Genomic DNA, 21,918 nt, shown 5'->3' on the forward strand with positions numbered 1-21,918 from the left:
AGTCCGCTGGGGGAACAGCCGAATTCGGCGACTAACGCGACGAGCGTGCACCGCTGGAGACGCGCCGCAACCGTCGCTCTGATCGCGCTCGCTCCGGTCGCCGCCTACGCGCAGCCGGCGCTGCGCCTTGTACCGGCACCTTCGGTCGTTGAGAGAGTTGCCGGATGCGATCTTCCGGCATCGTCCCTGCTTCGAGCGCCGGTTGGACTAGATGCCGGCGCGTTCGAAGAGTTGCAGTGGCGTTGGCAAGCGTTGGGCATCGGATCGCTAGCGAGCGGTCCAGCGTCGAAGGCAACGATTGCAGTCGTCCACGACGGTTCGTTGGCGCCACAAGCATATCGCTTGGCTATCGATCGTAAGCGTGCGGTGGTGTGGAGTTCGGATGCTGACGGCGCATTTTATGGGATCGTGACCCTCGCGCAGATGGCGCAGCGGTCGAACGCCGGATGGGTCGTGCCGTGCGCCCGCATCGAAGACCGTCCGAAGCTGCGGTGGCGTATATTGTCCGACGACGTATCGCGCGGACCGCTTCCGACCATGCGTTATTTTAAAGAGCGCGTTCGCACGATCGCGGCCTTTAAGATGAATGGCTATTCGCCGTACATGGAAAATGCGTTCGTCGATCCATCCAATCCGCTACCGTCGCCGCTCGACGGCATCACGCCGTCGCAGTTGCGCGCATTGGCCGTATATGCCGCCCGGTATCATGTCACGCTAATCCCAGAACAGCAGACGTTCGCGCACATGCATAATGCGTTGCGCGTGGAGCAGTACGCATCTGCAGCCGAGTTGCCGCATGGGTTTTTGCTGTCGCCGGTCGACCCGCTGAGCGAGGCGTACCTGCGCAGCACGATCGATGCAGAGCTCGCGGCCGATCCGCATCCGCCGTTCTTCCATATCGGTTCCGACGAAACGTCCACCCTCGGAGCGGGAACGACGCAGGCGTACGTCGCGCAGCATGGGCTGCTACACGCTTTTGCCGATCACGTCGACGCGATGCAGAAGATCGTCGCACCATCGGGTGCGCGAATTATGCTGTGGGGTGATGCGGTCGACAAAGACTCGTCGATCATGCCGATGTTGCCGCGTAACGCCGTGATCGTCAATTACCAATATACCGCGCAGTTTGATTTTTCCAAGTCGATCGCACGCATAGCGAGTGGCGGCTTCGACCAGATGGTCGCGCCCGGCGCCAGCAATTGGAATGAGATCTATCCGAAGATCGATACCGCCATCCCCAACGCACGCAATTTCATCGGCGCCGGCAAGGTCGCCGGCGTGCTCGGTGCATTCGAAACGGTTTGGCACGACGATGGCGAGTCGTTATATGAAGCGACGTGGTATCCGGTATTGTATGCGGCGGCTCAGGCATGGGAATCCCGCGACGTCGACCCGCAAACGTTCGCGGCGAGCTATCCGAGCGCGTTTTTCGGCGTCGACGACCCGCGATACGCGCGCGATGTTCGCTCGTTGGCCGCCGTCACGAATGCGCTTGAAACGTCGGAATACGACACGACCAACGCGTTGTTTTGGACCGATCCGTTCGACGTGCCGGCGCAGGCTCGCATGGCCAAGGTCGATTTGCGCCAAGTGCGCCTCGATGTGGAGTCGGTCGAACGGCATCTGATCGACGCACGTCCGCCGCTACATGCCAACGCGGCATTCGTGACATTCTTGGCGGCGCGCAGGCTCGACGCGCTGGCGCGCAAGTTCCAAATCGGAGCAGAAGTGCGTGCGATGTACGCCGATGCGGTCGCGAATATCGACGAGCTAAACGGGCCGACGCTGCGCGACCTGTATTGGTGCCGCTATTGGATGTGGGAGTTGCGCGATACCTACGAAGAGCTGGCGCCACTCTACGAGCGGGCTTGGCGCTACGAATCGCGTGACGGTCATCTCGCTTCGAACCTCGAGCGCTACCATGTGTCCGCTCAGCACGCGATTAGCGACGCCGATGCACTCTACCGCGCGACCTACGACGGCTACGTGCGCGGCAAGACGCTTCCGTCGTTCGATACGGTCATCGGTCGATGACCGCGATATTGGTCCTGCTGGCGTTCGCAGTGTTCGCCGTGCTGATGTACGTGCGCGTGCTGCCGGCGTTGATTGCCGTTCCGGCAATGGGATTGACGATGGCATTGGCGGCCGGGGTGCATCCGTCGGCGCTCGGATCGATCGTCACTGGCGGCGTGGTCGCGCTTGCGCCGGTATACGCCGCGGTCGTGTTCGGCGCGCTGTTGGGTCGTGTGACCCTCGACACCGGCATCGCTCGTGCGATGGTCAATGTCGCGGCCGAATATGGCGGCGAGAAGCCGCTGTGGATGGCGCTGGGACTGTGCGCCGTCGTCGCGCTGCTGTTTACGTCGTTGTCGGGGTTGGGCGCGATCATCATGGTTGGATCGGTCGCGTTGCCGATCATGATGACGACCGGCGTGCCGCGCCCGATCGCCGCCACGCTGTTCTTGATGGCGTTCGCCCTCGGCTTCATATTCAACGCTGCCAACTGGACGTTCTACACGACCTACTTTAGCGTCGGCGAACCACAGTTATTTCGCTACGCGCTGGTGCTGGCCGCGATCGATGCCGTAGCGCTAGTCGTCTACGCGTGCGTGTCGTTCGCTCGCCATCGCGACTATGCGACGTGGGCAGTTCGCGCGAAGACCGACGAGCGACAAGGCGTGCCCGCGATTGCGATGATCACGCCGTTGCTGCCGCTAGCGTTGTATTACGGCCTGCACCTCGATGCCGTGCCGGCGTTCTTGATTTCAGCGGTGTTCGGAGCGGTCGTGGCGCGTCCGAAAACGGCGATCACGACGCTGGTGGCAGCGGGGATCCGCGGAGTGGAAGACGTCGCTCCGGCGCTACTGCTGTTCATGGGCATCGGCATTCTCGCGACCGCGACCAAACAACCGCAGTTCGTGGCGGCGCTGCATCCGCTGATCGGCGATTGGCTGCGCAACCCGATCGCGTACGTCGTGGTGTTCGGTCTGGCGAGCCCGCTCACGTTGTACCGTGGCCCGCTCAATCCGTTCGGCGTCGGCATCGCGGTCTTCACCGTGCTGGCCTCTTCGCATGTGTTGGCGGCGGTCGTGCTGGTGGCGGCGGTCATGGCGGTGGTGCAAGTACAGAACGTGTGTGATCCGACGAACACGGCCAACGTATGGATCGCGAACTTCACCGGCGTGCAGATCGAGACGCTGACGAAACGAACGTTGCCATACCAAGTCGGCGTGGCCGCGCTGGCGACGTTGGCGGTGGTGCTGCTTTCGAGCTGGTTGTTCGGTACGCAAGCGTTCGCATCGGCGTTACCGGTGGCGCGGGCTGCCGTCGCCGAACTGCCGGGTTTGTACGCGCCGTCGCAAGCCGCCGGACGGATCGGTGTCGAGGACGACGGCAGTACGTTCGGCCGCGCCGCGACCGCCGCAACCATTGGCGCGCTGAACGCTTCGGGTACCGGGCTTTCAGCAGCGCCCGCGCAGGGCGATGCGAATCTCACCGACTGCAGAGCCAAACCCTTCGCTGCGTACGCCGACGTGCTAACCTCGACGTTCCAGCTCATCGAAGGAACCGACCTCGACGTCGGAATTCGGCTCGAAGACTGCGGCGGTTGGATCGTGAATGAATGGCACGACCATCGCGTGTTTGCGGCGCCGTCGGTCGATGACGCGGCCGCATTGGCACGCGAAAGCGCGGCCCGATTGCTCGAGTGGTCGCACGCGCAACCGGCGCGAGGCCGCGCACTGTTTCAGCAAGGCTTGGCGGTGCTTCCCAGCGACCCGCCGACGTACTTGTACTCGCTCTTCAAAACGGTGGACGGGCAGATGCGCACCTACGTTCGCGCCGGCGGTCCGGCCTACGTCGCCGGCTTGCGCACCGGGGACATCGTCGACACGGTCGACGGCAAGTTCTGGTGGGAATATGGTACGTACCAAACGCAGCAGCGTGCCTACGACGGAAAGCCGCACGTGTTCGGCATCCGTCGCGGCACTGCAACCTATGAGATTCGCTTAGGTGATCCGCTCGTGAAAGGATCTTCGTGAACGTCAACGATTCCGAACTGCTCGACTATTGCCACAAGCACGAGCGCGAACACCTGGCGACGCTCGAGCGAGCGATTGCGATTCAGTCGGTTTCGGCCGATCCGAAGCGACGCGGTGAGGTTCGACGCTGTGGCCAAGCGTTCGTCGATCGCATGCGTGATGTTGGTTTAACGGCCGAACTGCTCGAGACTGCGGGCAATCCGATCGCCTTCGGTGAGTGGACCGGTGCACCCGGCGCGCCAACGTTACTCATCTACGGCCACTACGACGTGCAGCCCGAAGACCCGATCGAACTGTGGAACTCGCCGCCATTCGAAGCCACGATCCGGGACGGAAAAGTGTACGGTCGCGGCGCGGTCGACGATAAGGGCCAAGCGCTGATGCATCTGGCCGCGATCGAAGCGCATATGAAAACGCGCGGGCGCCTGCCGATCAACGTCAAGGTGTGTTTTGAAGGCGAAGAAGAGATCGGTTCGCCCAGCTTTGAAGCGGCCGTCGAACGGTATCGCGACAAGTTTGCGGCCGACGTTGCCGTCATTTCGGATACCGGCATGTTCGCCAAAGACATTCCGTCGTTGACGACGTCGCTGCGCGGCCTGGTGCATTGGGAAATCACGGTCGACGGTCCGTCCGTAGACCTACATTCGGGGTATTTCGGCGGCGTGGTGCGCAATCCGATCGAGGCATTAGCCCACATCATTGCCGCGCTCAAGGACGCAGATGGACGCGTCCAAGTTCCGGGCTTCTACGACGGCGTGCCGGAACTCGACGAGACGACGCTGTCGGAGTTGCGCGCGCTGCCGTACGACGAAGCGCGCGAAGCGCAGGGCATGGGTGTGCCCCAACTGTGGGGCGAGGCGGATCAATCTCCATTGGCGCGCCTTTGGTTCCGGCCGACCATGGAGTGCAACGGCATCTGGGGCGGTTACAATGGCCCCGGCAGCAAGACGATCGTCCCGAGTTGGGCCAAGGCGAAAATATCCGCGCGCCTGGTCGGCGCGCAGGATCCGAAACGTGTTCGCGAGCTGGTGCGCTCGTTTATCGAAGCCAACACGCCCGAAGGCGTTCGAGTCAGCATCGAGGACGACGGCACGGTGCGCCCGATCGTCGCGTCGCGCGACCACGCCGCGGTCGCCGCTGCGGCGCGCGCGATGGAGTATGCGTTCGGCAAAGCGCCCGTGTTCGTCGGTAACGGCGGTTCGATCGGACCCGCTGCGATCTTCGATCAGGTGCTCGGCATACCGCAAGTCTTGATCGGCGTCGGTTTACCCGACGACTCGATCCATGCACCGAACGAGAAGTTCGATCTCGACCAATTCTACGGCGGAATACGCACGGCTGCGATTTTCTACGACGAGCTCGCCAGAGAAAGTGCGGTTGCATCGTGAGTGCCGTGCGTGTCGTTGCGATGCTCGTACTCGCGTTCGCTCTTGTCGTGAGCACGAGCGGTTCGGCGCGGGCTACTTGTGCGTGCCATCTTCACCCGCAGCATCGAACCGGCGCCTTCGTCATCATCGTTTCGGGAGCGAAGTCGTACGTGCTCGGGAGCAAATTCTACATTTCGATCACGATCGCTAACGGAGAGCACTCGCCGCCGCTTCCGGTCGGTCCAACGAGCGCGGCCCGGTCGTTTTCATTGACAGCCGTCACCCCAGCTTACACATCGGTCGAACACGATAAGGCGCTTCCCGCGCAGCGAACGCGAACGATCTCGGCCGGCGGGCGTTTCACGTTCCCGCCGAAAGCTCTGCAGGATTGGGGACTGCTCGGCTATCGGACGGGCACGTACAGGGTTAGTCTCGCGTACGACCACGTGGACTCGAATATGTTCACGTTTGCGGTGCATCGATGACATCGAAGGATTTCCGTTCGACCGAGCGTTTTAGCGATCGCGCTACGGCGTATGCATCGAACCGTCCTGGCTACCCAGAGGAAGCGGTCGACGCAATTTTCGCCGGCCTCGGCGATCCGCGCACGCTGACGATTGCCGATATCGGCGCCGGCACCGGTATTTCATCGCGACTCTTTGCCGATCGAGGTGCGTCGGTGATTGCGGTCGAGCCGAATTCCAAGATGCGCAAAGCTGCTTCCGCCCATGAGCGCGTGCGTTGGCAAGACGGCACTGCCGAAGGTACTGGGCTGTTCGGTGACAGCGTCGATATCGCGGTTGCTTGTCAGGCTTTTCATTGGTTCGCCAACGATGCCGCGATGGCCGAGTTTCATCGCATCTCTCGCGGCCGCGCCGCGATGCTACAGTACGAGCGCGACGAACGCGACGCATTTACGAAAGCGTATGGCGACATCGTTCGCGCCTACGCGGGCGACGATACGGAATTACTTCGCGCGAATGCTCTCGTCACGTTCAAAAGCTTTCCGGATGCGAAACACACGTGCACGGAAGCGTACTCGCGGCAGCGGCTGGATGAGGAGTCGCTGATCGGCCGGGCGGCCTCGTCGTCGTATCTTCCGCAGGAAGGCCCACGTGCCGAAGCGTTACATGTCGACCTGCGTGCGCTCTTCCGGCGCTTTGCACGTGACGGTTCCGTCGAACTGGCGATGGTGACCTACGCTCTGACGGCTGACTTTCTCTGAGCGCCCGTTACCGATTGGGAATAGACGTCGGCGGAACGTTCACCGACGTCGTCGCGATCGACGCTACGACGCGCGCGGTCGTCGCGCAAGTCAAGGTGCCGACGAGTCACGATGCAGAGGACGGCGTCGCTGCCGGCATCGTAAGCGGGATCGAGCGATTGTTGCGCGAGTCGAATATCGCAGCGGCGGACGTCGCGTTTATCGCGCATTCGACGACGCAGGCAACGAACGCGTTGCTCGAGGGCGATTTGGCCGAGGTCGGTGTGGTTGGCGTGGTGCGAGGGGGCAACTGGTTGGCTCGGCGGCAGATGCATTTCGGCAGCGTCGCGTTGACGGACGATTCGAAACTCGAGCCCCGCTATGCATTCGTGCGCGACGGCGATCGTGCCGCGATGACAGCAGCCGTCGATCGATTGATCGGTGAAGGCGCGCAAGCGATTGCCGCCAGCGAGGCATTCGGCGTGGATCGTCCGGATTCGGAGGCCGAGGTTGCCGAATACGCCCGCTCGCGCGGAGTCGATGCGACGACTGGCCACGATGTGAGCGCGACGTATGGACTGCGCGCCCGCACACGCACGGCGGCATTAAACGCAGCCATGCTGCCGCGCATGATTCGCACGTCGCGCGTGACGGCGGCAGCGGTCGAACGCGCGACGATTCCGGCGCCGTTGATGGTGGTGCGCAGCGACGGCGGCGTGATGGACGTGCGCGAGATTGAACGCCGCCCGATCTTGACGTTATTGTCGGGGCCGGCGGCCGGAGTGGCGGGCGCACTATTGTACGAGAATCTCACTGACGGCATTTTCGTGGAGGTTGGCGGCACGAGTTCGGATTGCTCGGCGATTAGCGCCGGGCGCCCGCAGATGCATCCGGCCAGGATCGGCGGACACCGCACGACGTTGCATACGCTCGACGTGCGGACGGTCGGCATCGGCGGCGGAAGCATGCTCCGCGTGAGCGGCGGCGCGATCACAGATGTCGGCCCGCGCAGCGCGCATATCGCGGGTTGTGCGTACGCGTGTTTCAGCGACGCGCGCGTGGTTGGGGAGTCGCGATTGGAATATGTCGCGCCGTCGCCGCGCGACCCAAGCGACTATGCGGTGCTGATCGCTCCCGATGGAACGAAAATCGCCCTTACCACCACATGTGCGGCGAATCTGCTCGGGACGATTCCCGATGGCGCGTTCGCACGCGGTGACGTTACGGCGGCGCTCGCCGGCTTCGCGGTTCTGGCTCATCATATCGGCGGAACGCCCGAGGAGCTTGCGCGACGAGTACTGACGTTGGCAGTGAAGAAGCTGCGCCCAACCATCGATGCGCTGGCAGCAGATTACCAGCTGGACGCAGAGCAGGTCACGCTCGTCGGTGGCGGTGGCGGTGCGGGTGCGATCGTGCCGTTTCTGGCTGACACGCTTGGCCTGACGTTTCGCATCGCGCGTGATGCCGAGGTGATCGCTCCGATCGGTGCCGCGCTGGCGTTAGTGCGAGACGTGGTCGAGCGAACGATTACTGCGCCCACGCCGGAAGACATCGCGCGTCTGCGGCGAGAGGCCATCGACCGGGTTGTCGCTTCCGGTGCGAATCCCGACCGCGTCGAGGTCGTTGTCGAAATCGATGCTCAGCGTAGCCGAGTTCGTGCTACGGCCTCCGGTGCGACTTCATTATCGGATTCAGGCGCTTCGGCCGTTGCGGATAAAGATGCCGCACTTACCGCTGCGGCGCGGTCTTTGTCGTGCGACTCACGTGAGTTGGAGTCGATAGAGCTGACGCCCATGCTGACGGCATACAAACACCGGGGGCGCTTTCGTATCGCCGACGATCGTGGCGTGGTCCGTCTAGCGTTGCCGGCCGCGGAGATCGACATCATACCTGCCGGCGAAGCAGAAAGCCGCACGCGTGAAGCGATCGAACGCGAAACCCGCTTCGGGGACGTTGGGCGCGCGTTACCGGCAGTCTACGTCGCGCACGGCGCTCGCATTGCCGCGTTCGAAGGCGTAGTCGATCGCGATCAAGCGGTCGCGCTCGTGTGTGAAGAATTAAGCGGTTGCAGAGTGGACGAGCAGATCGCGGTTATTACGGTAGCGCGTAGCCAATAGGTTACGGAGAAAACAATCTCCAGTCGCCCTCGGAGATTACTTCGATGTTTCCGTCCTTCACTCGGATGGCCGTCTGATCGTCAATTGCGTAGACCGGGACGGGTAACATCGACGCCCATTTTTCGGCGTTCGCTAGAGAAGCGTCTTCATGATCTGGGTGGTTGAGGTGCGGAACGATCGCAAAGTCGACGAACCCCGCTCCGCGAGCCGTAACGAAAAGTCTGCTCGTGTTGCCTTGGGGCGTCGCGAATTCGATGTCCCGCGATGTCAACACGCAATTGCTATCGATTGGCGAACTGTCGTACGTCTCACCAAAGGTGGAAGCGACAGTCATGCTCCCGGCACTAACTCCGACGTAAACGAGGTTGGGCAGCGTCGAAAGGAGATCTGTTAGCCCAGATTCGCGCATCCAGTGGCTGAGATAAACCGGGTCACCGCCCCAAACCAGTATCGCGTCCGCCTCCTCGACCGCGCGGGACCAGGTCTTGTTGTCGATCGTTGGCAGCGCGGTGAGTTCCAGCAATCCTACCGATTTCCAACCCAATTGCGTCATGGTAGATTGCGTCATTGGAGATTGCGGTTCTCCGCAGATCGCCTTATACGCGATATATGGCCCGCCGGCGAACGGATAGATTCCCGTAACGACAACGAGCGCATTCGATTCGGCAATCGGTTTGTCCAAAAGGTCGACGAGCGCAGCTTGGATGCTCGCATTCCTGGCGCCGGAGGAAGTGAGAAGCAGTTTCATTACAGCGTCGTAGGGTCGATCCAGCCCAGACCCTTGTTGCCTGGTTCATTAAACCAAACGTCGTTGTTCGGACCGTACAAAATACTCGGTGAAGGCGTGTAACCGCCGTTACGGTTGTAGGTGAGCACGGTGGTAACGGTTCCGCTCGGTGTTATACGGCCAACGCATCGGTCAGCGGAGTCGTAGTACCACACGTTGCCGTCGGGCGTGACGACAACATCGTTGGGATAACAGTCGCCGGGATACGTATAGCTAGCGATAACTTTTCCGGTCGCATCAATTTCATAAAGTTTTTGATAGTTTGTGTACCACAGCTCGTCGTTAGCAGACCACAAGGGTACGATGTTAACTTGGAACTCATGACCGTGGCGTGTTTGTTTTCCCTTCAACGTCATTTTGTAGAGATAGTTTTCGTCGTCGTACCACAAATCACCGTCTGACGCTGTAACGATGTACTGTGGATCGGAAGGAGTTTTAAACGAGGTCAGCTGCCCGTCGGTCGTCAACCGGTCGATCTTGTCCTGGTATGGCTGAGTAAACCAAAGCGCGCCATCGCCTCCAACCGTCATCGACATCGGATCTCCGCGATATCCGAGCTCCGTAAAAGTAACCTTTCCTTGCGGGGTGATCTTACCGATGCGAGCGTTGGTGTAGTCGGTGAACCACATATTTCCATCGGGAGCCTCAACGATCGAGCAACCGGCTAACGACGTCGTTGCTTTGTAGTCGTGAATCGTGCCATCGGGTGCCCGCGTCGCGATATGACCGTTACTAAGGCACATCCAAATCGTGCCATCGGTGGCGAGAGCCATGTTGTAGCTCTCGCTCGGTAACGGATACTCTTGCGGGGTTGACGGGATGACGGCCGCCGGAGTAAGGCGAGCGCCACCATTGGCGGTAGCACCGATCGTAGCGACTGCGTCGGCGCCGGAGAATTTAACACCGATCTTTTCTTCGGACGTCGTTACGTTTGACTTTGAAAGCCCCGCGTTTTGCTGGTCGGTAGTTGACAAGTGAATCGGGTATGGATACTTCCCCGTGATTATTTTGCCGTGTAGGTCGCGCACTTCGACTGTGAGCGGAATGCTTTGGGCGACGCCGAGTTGCGGCTGCTTCTCGAGCGTCAGCGCGATCGATTGATACTCTGGATCCGATTTCTTGACATCGTGCAGTTCGACACGGCCGAGTAGACCGAGTTCCGATCCTTCGGTGAACCAGATGTTCTTGTCGCTACCGACGGTAATCTGAGCGAGATAGTTGTAGTCGTATTTGCCTTTTACCGGCAGCACGGTGAAGGCTCCCGAAGTTGTCATTCGGAGGATCTGATTCGTCTCGGTAAGCCACAGCGCGCCATCCGGACCTGCGACGATTGAAGTAGCGCCGGCGTCACCGGCCGGCAACACATATTCCTTAAAAGTTCCGGACAGCGTCATGCTTGCAATCTTGTTGGCCGAACTCTCGATGAACCATAGCGTGCCGTTGGCGGCCTGGCAAATTTCCGCAGGGCCGGCGTTCTGTGTCGGAATAGCGTAGCGCTTAAATTTGCCGGGTGCAGTCATGTGCGCGATGGAGTTATTGCGGTAATCGGTAAACCAAATGGACCCATCGTGAGCGCCCGTCAGAGACACGCCTTGCGATCCGGGCCCTAATTTGTAACCGTGGAATTTCCCTTGCGGCGTGATCTCAAGCATGTAGTCTGCATAATAGTACGGGTCCAGCGTCCAAAGATCGCCGAAGCCGCTCGCTATAGAAAACACGCCCGCGGACGATCCACCAAATTGTTTGGGGACTGGAAACGAGTCGAATTGTCCAGCCGGCGTTATTCGATCGATTGCACCTGGAAACGACGTCATCCAGAAATTGTGGTCGGGACCTTCGGTAATGGATGCGATGTCGTCGCCCAGAGGAATGGCATAATCGGTCATCTCGCCGGCGACCGAACTTTTGCCAACGACGCCGTGACCGGTGAACCATACGTTTCCATCGGAGCCGGAGGTTATGCCGCCTAACGTCGTGTTGACCGGCGTATACATCTGGTCGATGACGTATGTCTTGCCACCCGCCCGCACCGAACTCGATACGATGCGAGCCTGCGTAGTCGTCGTTTGCTTTGCCGACCCTTGATTCGGAGAGGGAAGCAACGACGCATGTTGTGCCGAGCATCCGCCCAGTACGGCGCTAAAAAAAGCGAAAAAAGAGCGTTTGCATATGATGCGCGCGGCGGAAGGCATTCCGTAGCTCCTAGAGGGTAGTAGCGACGCGCATTCTCTTCGCAACAGCCAGCACGGCACCTACCGCCACGTCGCAGGCCGAGTGCCTTTACTGGACTGAAATGCAAGCGGGGCACCGTAATCCGACGCCCCGCTACAACTGGTCTACCGCGTGACCGGCCGCCTCAGTTTACTGGTGGCTGCCGTACCGCGAGCCGGTCGATATCTTGCAGCGCGACGGTACTCTTATGTCGGCCGTACGCAAAGTAGAAAATCAATCCGATAACCAGCCAGATGATGAACGATAGCCAAACGAACGGGAAGAAGCCCCAAATGAGTGGGTTCCCGAACCGTAGGAAGTACATCAGAGACAGCGCTGTGAGCGCCGACAATACTGGAATGAGGTACGGTCCGAACGGTAGCGTGAACTGTCCGGTCACTTCGGGATGCCGTTTACGAAGGATCGGCACCGCGATCGAGACCAGCACGAATGCGGCGAGCGTTCCCATATTGGTGAGTGCTCCGACGATGTCGATCGGCGTAAAGGCTGCGATCGCAGCGATGATGATCCCAAAGAACGCCGTCGAGAAGACCGGAGTGCGCCAAGTCGGATGCACGCGTGTAAACGCCGGCGGTATCAAGCCGTCACGCGACATCGCGAAGAAGATACGGCTTTGACCGAACATCATCACGAGCAGCACGGTCGTTAAACCGGCGATCGCGCCAATCGAAATGATGACGCCGGCCCAGCCTAAGCCGACGTAGTTCATCGCAAATGCGACCGGGAACGCGACGTTCAGTTTATAGAACGGCACCATACCGTTCAGAATCGCGACGACGATGATGTAGAGTATCGTACAAACGCTGAGACTGACGAGGATGCCAAACGGAAGGTCGCGCCCGGGGTTTTTTGCTTCCTCCGCGGTCGTCGAGACAGCGTCGAATCCGATATACGCAAAGAAGATGAATGCTGCGCCACCGAGCATGCCGTACACGCCGAACGGGAAATAGCCACCCATGCCCGCCGGTCCGCCCGGTGGAAGGTGGTAGTTGACGCCGTCGATGTGCCCGATGCCGATCGCAATAAAGAACAGCACGATCAACAGCTTGATCGTTACGATCACGGCGTTGACGGCGCCCGACTCTTTCGTACCGCGCACCAGAAGCGCAGTGATAATCAGGATGATGCCGGCCGCGGGGAGGTTCGCGTACCCCGACACTCCCGCTTGGCCCGCCAAGCCCCAGTGTGGTCCATTTGTCCATTCCGGCGGAATATTAAGCCATCCCAATCCCGGTGCCGCGGCCGCCTGGTGCAAGATGTTGACAAAGTAACCGGACCAGCCGATGCTGACCGTCGCCGCGCCAAGCGCATATTCCAGCACGAGATCCCAGCCGATAATCCAGGCCAAAAACTCTCCGAGCGTCGCGTACGTGTACGTATACGCGCTGCCCGAGATCGGAATCTTGCTGGAGACTTCAGCGTAGCAGAGCGCAGCCAAGGCGCTGACGAGGCCCGCCACAACAAACGAAATCGTCAGCGCAGGACCGGCTCGAGTCGCCGACGCGACGCCGGTCAGCACGAAAATACCGGTGCCGATAATGGCGCCGATGCCCATGGCGGTAAGCGCCCACGGGCCCAACGACCGCTTTAATGCGTGCTCGCCGTCTTTATCGCTACCCTCGGCGAGAATCCGCGCGATCGGCTTAACCCGTTGAAATAGCATTAGCGAGAATATCGCGTGTCTTGCTAAACTCCCTGGTTTCGGCGCCGCGAGGTAAAAGTTTGCCGATCGTTAACGCAGCAAACAGCTCAACGGAGATAGAATACCGTGTCGATTTCGAAGATGGTGGTTCGCCTCGTAGTTCCGCTCGTCACCTTGGTTTTATCGGGTTGCTTTGGTAATGCCGGTTCGGGCGGTGCATCGGAGCTCGTGCATCTGGAATACCCACACGATCGAGTAGCACCGGGCTTGGTAAACGCCGCTCCGGCGCCAGTGCTGTACGTAGCTCAGTACAATGGCAGCCGCATATTACTATTCGATCCGAGAAAGCACGATAAGAACCCGATAGGACAGATCACAGACGGTGTCCAGGATCCGATGGGTCTTGCAACCGACAACAAAGGCGATCTCTACGTTCTCAACACCATCTATCCGTCCGTAACGATGTACCCGCCCGGTTCGAAAGAGCCGAGCTTTACGATCAGCAAAGGCATAAGTTTCGCTCCGTATGGTCTGGCGGTCGATTCGTCCGGAGACGTATTCGTCAGCGAGCAAGAACCCGACGCAATCGTTGGATATCGCGCCGGCAGCACGTCGCCCTTCGAGCGGATCACGTTCAAAGCAGATCCGGTCGCATTCGGAATCGATCGTGAAGACGATCTCATCGTGATAAACGGCTCTGAAGTTGTCAAAATTCCGCACGGAACGAAAGAGAAGATCGACCTGCATCTCGAGGGACTTACCGGTCCGGAGGCAGTGTCCGTCCGCGGAGATGACGCGTTGTACGTTTCGGACTTTGACCAAAACATGGTGTTCGTTTATCCGGCTGGTAAAACGAAACCATCGTATTCCTTCGGCGCGGGCATGGACGGCCCGATATTCAGTACGTTTGGAATTGGAAGCCGCTTTTTTCAAGTCAACCAAAACAATCAAATCGTTGAAGGGTTCTTGAAAAACCAACGTAAGCCATTTGCAAAGATTTACGGCGAGGGTCGCCTAACGGGCGTCGCGGCTTTCCCGAAATAGCACGTAAATCCGGCTAGAAGCGTTGGCCTCGCGGGTAGGTGCTTCCGCCGTGGGGTAAAGTAGCGCTATGTCGCTTTCCGAAGGATCGTTGCGTCCACAAAACGGGTGGCTCCGCGCGTTGATCGTCATCGCCGTGCTGATCGGGATCGGCATTCTGGCGTGGATGCTGGGCGTCGCCGCGGGGCGCATTCAAAACATTCTCACGACGATCGTCGCGGCCGTTCTCTTCGCATATATGATTTATCCGCCGGTACGCTTGTTGAGCCGCAAAATGCCGCGGGCGCTCGCGGTCCTGATCGTGTACGTCGTCGTGCTCGGGCTGATCGGGTTGGCCATCGCGTACCTCGCGCCCACGGTCACGCGCCAGGCAATCGAACTGTCGCAAACGTTCCCTGCGACGTTGCAATCAGTCGAGCGAGACGCTGCGAATCCAGGCTCGAGTTCGCTCTTGCAACATCTCCCGCCGGAGCTTCGCAGCTTCGTGCTCGCAAATCTCGCCAAAGCGGGAGCCGTTGCGGCGGCCTTAGGCGCGACGCTTGGGATGCAAGCGCTCGGAATACTTCGCGGCACCGTAACGTTCTTCGTCGACCTTCTGCTCGTGCTTACGTTGACGTTCTTCTTCGTTACCGACGTCGAGCGCATTCGCTCCGGCTTCATGCGCTTGCTGCCGAAGAAAGCGCGCCCGGGAGCCGCCAGCTTTATCGACGATTCCGACGCCGTCATCGCCGGTTTCGTGCGCGGTCAAGTGCTCTTGGCGCTCATCATTGGCGTCGCGGCGATGGTAATTCTTCTCATTATGCGCGTCCCGTACGCACTATTGCTGGCGGTCGTCGCCGGAATCGCGTCATTGATACCGATCTTAGGCGAATTCATCGGCGGTATTCCAATGTTCGTTGTCGCGCTCGTTGCCGCCGGGCCGATTCGCGCTTTGATCGTGCTCGGGCTGTTTATCCTCGTATTCGAAGCGCAGGGGCGCGTTCTCGCTCCGATCATCGTGGGGAAGAGCGTCGGCGTTTCGGCGCTGGTGATCTTCATATCGATCGTCGTTGGTGCCGAAACGCTCGGAATCATCGGCATGATCTTAGCCGTTCCGGTCGCCGGAATCGTACGCGTCGCGTTGGACCGAATTGCGGCGGCGAACGAGCAAAAAGCTCTGAGCTAACGCTTCCGACTTATGGAACGATGGTTTCCGATCGCGACGGAGCGATTATTGCTGCGCGAATTCAGCGCCGCTGACGAGTCCGATATTCATGAATACGGCGGAGATACGATCGTAGCGCGATACGTCGATTGGGGGCCGAACACACCGGAGAAGACCCACGAAATTCTTGCGAGCCGTCTACGCGATCAACTAATGTGGCCACGAGACGAGGTTGACTTGGCCGTGGAACTGCGCGAAGAGCAAAAGGTGATCGGCAGCATCACTCTCTGGATGTTGGATCGACAAACCGGCGTCGCCGGCTACGGATATGCGTTCAACAGAGCCTATTGGAATAACGGCTACGCGAGCGAAGCCTCCCGCGCAATTCTGCGCGTCGCCTTCAGTACTCTACGTCTTCATGGAGTTTTGGCGACGTGCGACGTTCGCAACGTCGGATCGTGGCGCGTTATGGAGAAGGTTGGGATGCATCGCGCGCGTAGGCTCGAGCGAGACGTTCTGCAAAAGGGAGAATGGCGCGACTCGTACGAGTACGCCATCATCAGCGGCGATATTACTTGATGAAGTTGATGGCGAACGGGTAGCGGTAGGTACGGCCCTGGCTCGCGGCTACGGCTCCGAGAATCACACAGACCAGCGATCCGATTCCAGCAAAAATGAACAGCGCCGCGACGCCGAACATTCCAACCATGGCTCCAGGCGGAAGCTGCGTATTGGACGAGTCTCCGTTGGATGCGGCGATAGCGGCTGCGATTACGCCAAACCACGCGACGACGAGAGCGATGATTAATAACACGAGCCCGATCGACAGCGTGATCTGGAAGTTGAGCGACGACTTCGCGTGCTCGGTCGCGAACGGCCGCTTCCCATTGTTGATCAAATAGACCACGAGCGGGCCAACGACGTGCCCGAAGGGGATGCCGGCCACTGCGACCAGCGCCGATAGGTGGGCGGCTACGCCCCAGCCGCGTTCTTCACGTTCGGTGGCGTCGATCGTGTCAATCATACGCTTACTGTACTATGGCGCGGGGTCCCGTGTTTCATGCTACTTAACGAACTCTCTCGCCAACGGGTACCGGTACGTGCGGCCCTTGCTGGCGGCCACGGCGGCGAGGATATTTTGCACGAACGTCCAGACGAAAAATGCTACGCAGGCGATGACGACGGCGAAAATCCCGATCAGCGCCCCGGTCGAAAGCGGCGTTGGCTTACCCGCGTCCGACGACCCGGCAACCACGGTGACCAGCAGAATCGCGTAGACGACAAGCGCCGCGATGATCAACATGATCGCGACGATCGTCATCGTTATCTGAAAGTTGAGCGATGCTTTCGCGTGTTGCGCCACGAGCGGCTTCTTATCGCGATACGAAAAGTACATGATGAGCGGGCCGGCGATGTTTCCAAAGGGGACCACGAACCCGCTGATTACTGCAGACAGATGTGCGAGAACGGCTAAGTTGCGCTCTTCACGCTCGCTCGGATCGATCGTCTCAATCATGTTGGCAGCTTACCACAATCCACTCCCCGGTACGCCGCCAGGCGCCGCTCGCCCATCGCCGAAACGGACGACGTGCTCGAAACCGGCGTACTCGTGATCGGAGGCGGCAATGCGGGCTGCGCGGCGGCGATCGCCTCGGCCCGTCATGGCGCGCGCACGACCCTGGTCGAACGATACGGATTTCTGGGGGGCACGGCGACCGCCGCGATGGTCGGACCGTGGATGACGTTTCACTCCGGTGGCGACCGCATCGTCGGCGGTATCGCGCAAGAGATCGTCGAGCGATTGATGGCCAAGGGCGCGTCGCCGGGGCACGTCGCCGACTCGTCGGATTACGTCGCCACAATAACGCCCTTCGACCCCGAAGTGCACAAAGCGGTGCTTTTCGAGATGATGCGCGAGGCCGGCGTCGAGCTATTGCTGCACGGCTATTTTCTCTCAACCGAAACAGTTGGCGACGGCGTAACGGGAGCGACGTTCGCGACGGTAGCAGGCTCGCGCCGCTACCAGGCGACGGTCGCGATCGATGCGACGGCCGACGCGCTCGTCGCGCACTCCGCCGGCGTGCCGACGCAGCAAGGCGACGAACGCGGCCGCGTCCAGCCGGCCAGCCTGATGTTTCGGCTTAGCCATGTCGACATGCACGAGCTCGCGCGCTACGTGCGCGAACATCCCGACCAAATGCGAACATCGCTCGCACCCGGCCAGCGTAAAGCAGCGGCGCTTACCGCGGTCGCGGGCTTGAATGAAATCTGGCAAGCCGCGGTGCGGGACAACATCGTCGACGTGCCGCGCGAGCTCGTGTCGATCTTTGCGTCGCCGTACGCCGACGAAGTGATCGTGAATATGACGCGCGTCGTCAACATCAATCCGCTCGATCCGGACGATCTGACCCGCGCGGAAGTTGAGGCACGTTTACAGACGATGCAACTACTCGACTTCTTCCGCACGCGCGTTCCCGGTTTTGCCAACTCACGCATCGCCGCAACCGGAACGCAAATCGGCATTCGTGAATCCCGGCGTATCGTGGGTCGTTACACGCTCACCGCTGACGACGTGTTAAACGCGCGGCAATTCGACGATGCCGTGGCGCGCAGCGCGTATCCGATCGACGTGCATAATCCGTCCGGCTCGGGAACGACGACGAAGCGGCTCGCACCGGGCAAGAGTTACGAAATCCCGTACCGTTGCATGGTGCCGGTCAATCGCGAGCAGTTGCTGGTGGCGGGGCGCTGCATTTCGACCACGCATGAAGCGCTCGCATCGGTACGCCTCACCCCAACCGTGATGACCTTGGGCCAAGCCGCAGGCACGGCGGCCGCGCTGGCCGTCAGGTCCGGATCGATGGTCGGAGAGGTCGATCCGGCGCAACTCCGGGCGACCCTTGAGGCCGATGGCGTGGATTTACGGCGTACGTGAAGAAGACAGCAATCATGCGCTCTTTCGCACGATCGCTTCGCATTTCGTTCATCTGCGCCGCCACAATCGCCGGTCTGGCCTCCTGTGGCGGAGGTTCTCTGCGCAGCACCCCGCAGGTCGCAACGCAATCCTTCGAGGTGCCCGCTCGCCGAAATGCCGACTTGCCGATACTCAAAGAGTACCGTATCACGGCAAAAAATATGGAGAACGCCCTCGATCTCACGTTCGATGCTGCGGGTTCGCTCTGGGTGAATTCGACCTTGGCATACCTGGGCAAAAGAAGCCCCAACGGCCACATAACGGCACATAAGCTGCCGAATCAGAGAGACAATTATGGGTATGGGTGGGCGTATAATTTCGCGACCGATTCGAGCGGCCGCGTGTATTTCACGACGTATTATGGCGAGCACGTCGGATACATCGAACCGACTGGGAAAATCGTCGAGTTCGAACCCGCTCATCTGTACGCATGGACGTCGGGATTGACCATAACGCACGATCGCTTGTGGGTCGAAATAACCGGCTTCTACAGCACCTCACTGCTCGAGTTCACGTTGACCGGCAAACTGGTGAAGCAGTTTCCACTCCCGAGTCCATATTGTTATAGCGGACCCATGACGGCATCGAAAGACGGCTCGTTGTGGATCGGATACAGCGCCAACTGTCCTTCGATTTTACATGTTACGGAAAAAGGCGTCGTCACGAAATATCCGATCGTCGCTTCCAACGGTGTATGGAAGATCGCGAACGGTCCGGACGGCAACGTTTGGTTCGCCGCGGGGAGTGGCCCGACGCAGCACGACTACATCGGGAAGATCACCCCAAACGGAACGATCACGGAGTATCCGATTCCGAATCAGGCAGATGGGCTTGCGGTCGGACCGGATGGCAACTGGTATCTAACGATGCCGTTCGTCGGACAGATCGCTGAGATGACGCAAAGTGGAGACATCGTCAACACGATCACGCTGCCCGGCGCCATCAACGGGAGCGCGCCGAACTACCAGCTAGGCAGCATCACTTTGGGACCCGACGGCAACTTGTGGTTTGTCGAGGGCCAGCGTAACCAAATTGGCGAGCTGAAGTTCGGCACTCGGGCAGAGAAGAGGTAACAGGGTATGGCTATGAAGTCGTCGTCGTTTCTAGCGCCGCGATCGAAGCTTCCGCAACAAGCACTGGACGAGCTGCGCAGCATCATCGATGGGTACCATCTGATGCGCTCCGCGTCGGATGCCGGGTCGAACAGCGACGCGGAGATCTCCAAGCTTGAGAGCAAGCTGCAGACGTCGCCTGCGCAGCTATGGTGGTCGGATCTCGCCATGGCCGAGTTGTGCGTTGCGGCTATATTGCCGGCCGACCAGATTCGTTCGACCCTCCCGTCGTGGCGGCGCCGCCTGCAGGACGTCGTCGGTTCGAACCGCTACTCGCAGTACGTCGCCAGCGCGGTCGACATTTCGCAAGAGCAAGACGTCGACGTTTTGCGCGCCGATTTGATGTCGTGCATCCGAGCCGTCTACTATTTTTACGGTTCGTACGGCGTCGCGGCGTTGAGCCGCACTCGGGCCGCCGAACGGCTTGTCGCGGCCGCCATCGTCATCCTCGCCGTCCAAGCGATCGCATTCGCCGTTGCGTGGCTGTTGCCTAACATCGCCGGCTCGTGGAGAGCCGTTGCCGCCCTCGCAATCGCGACGTCGGCCGCTGCGGTCGTGGGCAGCGTCGTAAGCGTTCAGCGACGCCTGCAAGACCCAACCGTCGAAGTCGATCCGTTTTACCGTTTCATTCAAACGGATGCAGATTGGTTTGGAATCGCCGTTATTTCGCCGATGTTCGGAGCCATTTTTGGCCTGCTCGTGTACGGTCTGCTCGTGTCGAAGCTCTTGTCCACCAGCATAGTAACGTTCCAAGAAACTTCGAGCGATCCATTAGCGATTGCGTTGCCGGCATCCGTGGCCGGTTACGCCGCTGTCGTTATCCTCGGCTTCATCTCGGGGTTCGCGGAGCAGTTGATACCCGACGCATTGACGCGAATCGCGACTCGTGCGCTTGCCGGCGTTGCCGGTGGCGACTCGACGACGGTGCAATCACCCGCTGCCAGTCCGTTTGTGAGAAGCGCGGCGAAAGCGAGCTCCGATGGTTCGAACGCTTCCGCAGTGGATGACGCGACGAAGTCGACGCAATAGTGCAGCAGCACGTTCTTCTGGCAACGTGGATAGCGAATCACTGGTCCGACGTCGCGAGCGTCGCTTCGATCGTGATCGCGTTCGTCGCGGCATTTCGGCCGGAGCTGCACGCGCTCTTGCGACCACGACGCGTCGACGTTCTGCTTAGCGACAGCCTATTTTTGGAGATCGGCTTCAATGGTTTTGGGCCGACGCTCGGAGTGATCGGCACCTTGAACAACGAGCACGCGCGCTCATTGATAACCAAAATGCGCATTCGACTCAAAGCCTCCGGCGCAAACGGTGAGTTTGTTCTGACGCCGCTTTTTAATCGGGAACGCGCCATCAATAGCGCGCTCGCCGGCGGTGAAGAAGCTCGCGGCAAGTTCTGGTTACCATTCCTGATCGAGGCGGACGTCGCCATCCCCTTCGACATCTTCTTTCGCAACGATGCTGCGACCGCCGCGGTAACGTCGAGTGGCTTCAACCTAGGGCAGGCGTGGATGTCCTACGCCAACGCCAAGGTGCAAGAAAACGAACAAGCGCTATCCGATCCGGATCCAACTACGATGCAGGCGAAGGTCGCGGGCTACCTAACCGCCCTCTCTAATGAGTCGGGTAGCCAAGACTTTATCGTGACCGCTAGCCGGGAATTGAGTGATGCGTTTGTATGGCAGGTGCAAACGTATGAAGCTCGCCTAGAAGTCGACGTGCTGGATTGCCATCGCGCCTTCTCACGGAGTTTCCAATTTGCCATCTCCGAAGAACAGCTTCGACAGCTTCAGGAGAACATCGGCGTCATAATCGCGATCGTCTGCAAACAGCTCGACCCGAACACCGTTCCGTGCTCCGCTTTTTCGAAGATAACGCTCGAAGATTGAGCGAAGCATTGCGGTCGGCTCGCGCGTACAACATCGCGATCCGTTTTGTGGACCTCGGGGATTGGAACGGCGGCGGCGAACTGCGCGCGGAATACGACGCAACCATTCCCGAGATTCGCATCAATCGCCGCATCACCGAATCTATGCCGGATAGCGAGCGCGAACGGTTCGTCGCGCTCGCCATCGGCCACGAGCTATATCATCATCGGGAACATTTAGGAGAAATTCCCACACTGTCAAAGCATGCCGAGCGCGAAGCCTCGGCAAATGCATACGCCCTCAAACTACTCGCCGAGTTGCGGCCCGCACTCGCGGAACGGTAACCTACACAATGGGAATCTTCCGTAAGCATCGAATTTGCTGCGACAT

The 21,918-nt window shown here is 60.0% G+C and carries 19 protein-coding genes; 14 read left to right on the forward strand and 5 right to left on the reverse strand.

The features are described 5' to 3' along the window. Positions 1-45 precede the first annotated feature (45 nt). The 6 genes from VGF98_12970 to VGF98_12995 are packed head-to-tail and all read left to right on the forward strand — an operon-like array spanning position 46 to position 8,728. Positions 46-2,034: a glycoside hydrolase family 20 zincin-like fold domain-containing protein gene (locus VGF98_12970; GenBank protein HEY1682548.1), complete on the forward strand. Its 1,989-nt coding sequence runs from the start codon at positions 46-48 to the stop codon at positions 2,032-2,034. After that, positions 2,031-4,040, forward strand: coding sequence for a hypothetical protein (locus VGF98_12975; GenBank protein HEY1682549.1), 2,010 nt, complete (start codon positions 2,031-2,033; stop codon positions 4,038-4,040). Before VGF98_12970 ends, VGF98_12975 begins: the two co-directional genes overlap by 4 nt. Continuing rightward, the gene (locus tag VGF98_12980) at positions 4,037-5,428 is read left to right on the forward strand and encodes a dipeptidase (protein ID HEY1682550.1); all 1,392 of its coding nucleotides are present in this window, start codon (positions 4,037-4,039) and stop codon (positions 5,426-5,428) included. Before VGF98_12975 ends, VGF98_12980 begins: the two co-directional genes overlap by 4 nt. After that, complete coding sequence (locus VGF98_12985; protein ID HEY1682551.1) at positions 5,425-5,892, forward strand: hypothetical protein; 468 nt, start codon at positions 5,425-5,427, stop codon at positions 5,890-5,892. The genes VGF98_12980 and VGF98_12985 overlap by 4 nt, the downstream gene beginning before the upstream one ends. Next, positions 5,889-6,632: a class I SAM-dependent methyltransferase gene (locus VGF98_12990; protein ID HEY1682552.1), complete on the forward strand. Its 744-nt coding sequence runs from the start codon at positions 5,889-5,891 to the stop codon at positions 6,630-6,632. The genes VGF98_12985 and VGF98_12990 overlap by 4 nt, the downstream gene beginning before the upstream one ends. 14 nt (positions 6,633-6,646) lie before the next feature. Then, positions 6,647-8,728 carry a hydantoinase/oxoprolinase family protein gene (locus tag VGF98_12995; protein ID HEY1682553.1) on the forward strand — a complete coding sequence of 694 codons (2,082 nt, stop codon included), beginning with the start codon at positions 6,647-6,649 and terminating at the stop codon, positions 8,726-8,728. Position 8,729: 1 nt separating this feature from the next. On the opposite strand, the gene VGF98_13000 is transcribed toward VGF98_12995, so the two are convergent. From VGF98_13000 to VGF98_13010, 3 genes are all read right to left on the reverse strand, one after another. Further along, the gene (locus tag VGF98_13000) at positions 8,730-9,476 is read right to left on the reverse strand and encodes a Type 1 glutamine amidotransferase-like domain-containing protein (GenBank protein ID HEY1682554.1); all 747 of its coding nucleotides are present in this window, start codon (positions 9,474-9,476) and stop codon (positions 8,730-8,732) included. Beyond that, the gene (locus VGF98_13005) at positions 9,476-11,707 is read right to left on the reverse strand and encodes a hypothetical protein (GenBank protein HEY1682555.1); all 2,232 of its coding nucleotides are present in this window, start codon (positions 11,705-11,707) and stop codon (positions 9,476-9,478) included. The genes VGF98_13000 and VGF98_13005 overlap by 1 nt, the downstream gene beginning before the upstream one ends. 164 nt (positions 11,708-11,871) lie before the next feature. Beyond that, entirely contained in the window at positions 11,872-13,410 is a 1,539-nt protein-coding gene (locus VGF98_13010; protein ID HEY1682556.1) for an amino acid permease, read from the reverse strand. 105 nt (positions 13,411-13,515) lie between these two features. Between VGF98_13010 and VGF98_13015 the strand changes: the two genes are divergently transcribed. The 3 genes from VGF98_13015 (at position 13,516) to VGF98_13025 (ending at position 16,153) form a co-directional block, all read left to right on the forward strand. Beyond that, positions 13,516-14,433: a hypothetical protein gene (locus VGF98_13015; protein HEY1682557.1), complete on the forward strand. Its 918-nt coding sequence runs from the start codon at positions 13,516-13,518 to the stop codon at positions 14,431-14,433. 67 nt (positions 14,434-14,500) lie between these two features. Then, a complete protein-coding gene (locus VGF98_13020; GenBank protein ID HEY1682558.1) occupies positions 14,501-15,595 on the forward strand; it encodes an AI-2E family transporter in 1,095 nt (364 codons plus the stop codon). 12 nt (positions 15,596-15,607) lie between these two features. Beyond that, the gene (locus VGF98_13025; GenBank protein HEY1682559.1) at positions 15,608-16,153 is read left to right on the forward strand and encodes a GNAT family N-acetyltransferase; all 546 of its coding nucleotides are present in this window, start codon (positions 15,608-15,610) and stop codon (positions 16,151-16,153) included. On the opposite strand, the gene VGF98_13030 is transcribed toward VGF98_13025, so the two are convergent. Further along, positions 16,146-16,598, reverse strand: a complete 453-nt coding sequence (locus tag VGF98_13030) for a DUF4870 domain-containing protein (protein HEY1682560.1) — start codon at positions 16,596-16,598, stop codon at positions 16,146-16,148. The two genes, VGF98_13025 and VGF98_13030, sit on opposite strands and share 8 nt — an antisense overlap. Positions 16,599-16,637: 39 nt before the next feature. Then, positions 16,638-17,090, reverse strand: a complete 453-nt coding sequence (locus tag VGF98_13035; GenBank protein HEY1682561.1) for a DUF4870 domain-containing protein — start codon at positions 17,088-17,090, stop codon at positions 16,638-16,640. Positions 17,091-17,162: 72 nt separating this feature from the next. Here VGF98_13035 and VGF98_13040 point away from each other — a divergent pair, with 72 nt between their 5' ends. From VGF98_13040 to VGF98_13060, 5 genes are read left to right on the forward strand one after another with little or no spacing between them, the layout of a single operon-like run. Continuing rightward, positions 17,163-18,509 carry an FAD-dependent oxidoreductase gene (locus tag VGF98_13040; GenBank protein ID HEY1682562.1) on the forward strand — a complete coding sequence of 449 codons (1,347 nt, stop codon included), beginning with the start codon at positions 17,163-17,165 and terminating at the stop codon, positions 18,507-18,509. A gap of 14 nt (positions 18,510-18,523) precedes the next feature. Beyond that, positions 18,524-19,621 (forward strand): hypothetical protein, encoded by a 1,098-nt coding sequence (locus tag VGF98_13045; protein ID HEY1682563.1) that lies wholly within the window; start codon positions 18,524-18,526, stop codon positions 19,619-19,621. Between the two features lie 6 nt (positions 19,622-19,627). Further along, positions 19,628-20,689, forward strand: coding sequence for a hypothetical protein (locus VGF98_13050; protein ID HEY1682564.1), 1,062 nt, complete (start codon positions 19,628-19,630; stop codon positions 20,687-20,689). Beyond that, positions 20,689-21,549, forward strand: a complete 861-nt coding sequence (locus VGF98_13055) for a hypothetical protein (protein HEY1682565.1) — start codon at positions 20,689-20,691, stop codon at positions 21,547-21,549. The genes VGF98_13050 and VGF98_13055 overlap by 1 nt, the downstream gene beginning before the upstream one ends. After that, the gene (locus VGF98_13060) at positions 21,546-21,872 is read left to right on the forward strand and encodes a hypothetical protein (GenBank protein ID HEY1682566.1); all 327 of its coding nucleotides are present in this window, start codon (positions 21,546-21,548) and stop codon (positions 21,870-21,872) included. Before VGF98_13055 ends, VGF98_13060 begins: the two co-directional genes overlap by 4 nt. Positions 21,873-21,918: the final 46 nt, after the last annotated feature.

This window comes from Candidatus Tumulicola sp., assembly GCA_036490475.1.
Lineage (GTDB): Bacteria > Vulcanimicrobiota > Vulcanimicrobiia > Vulcanimicrobiales > Vulcanimicrobiaceae > Tumulicola.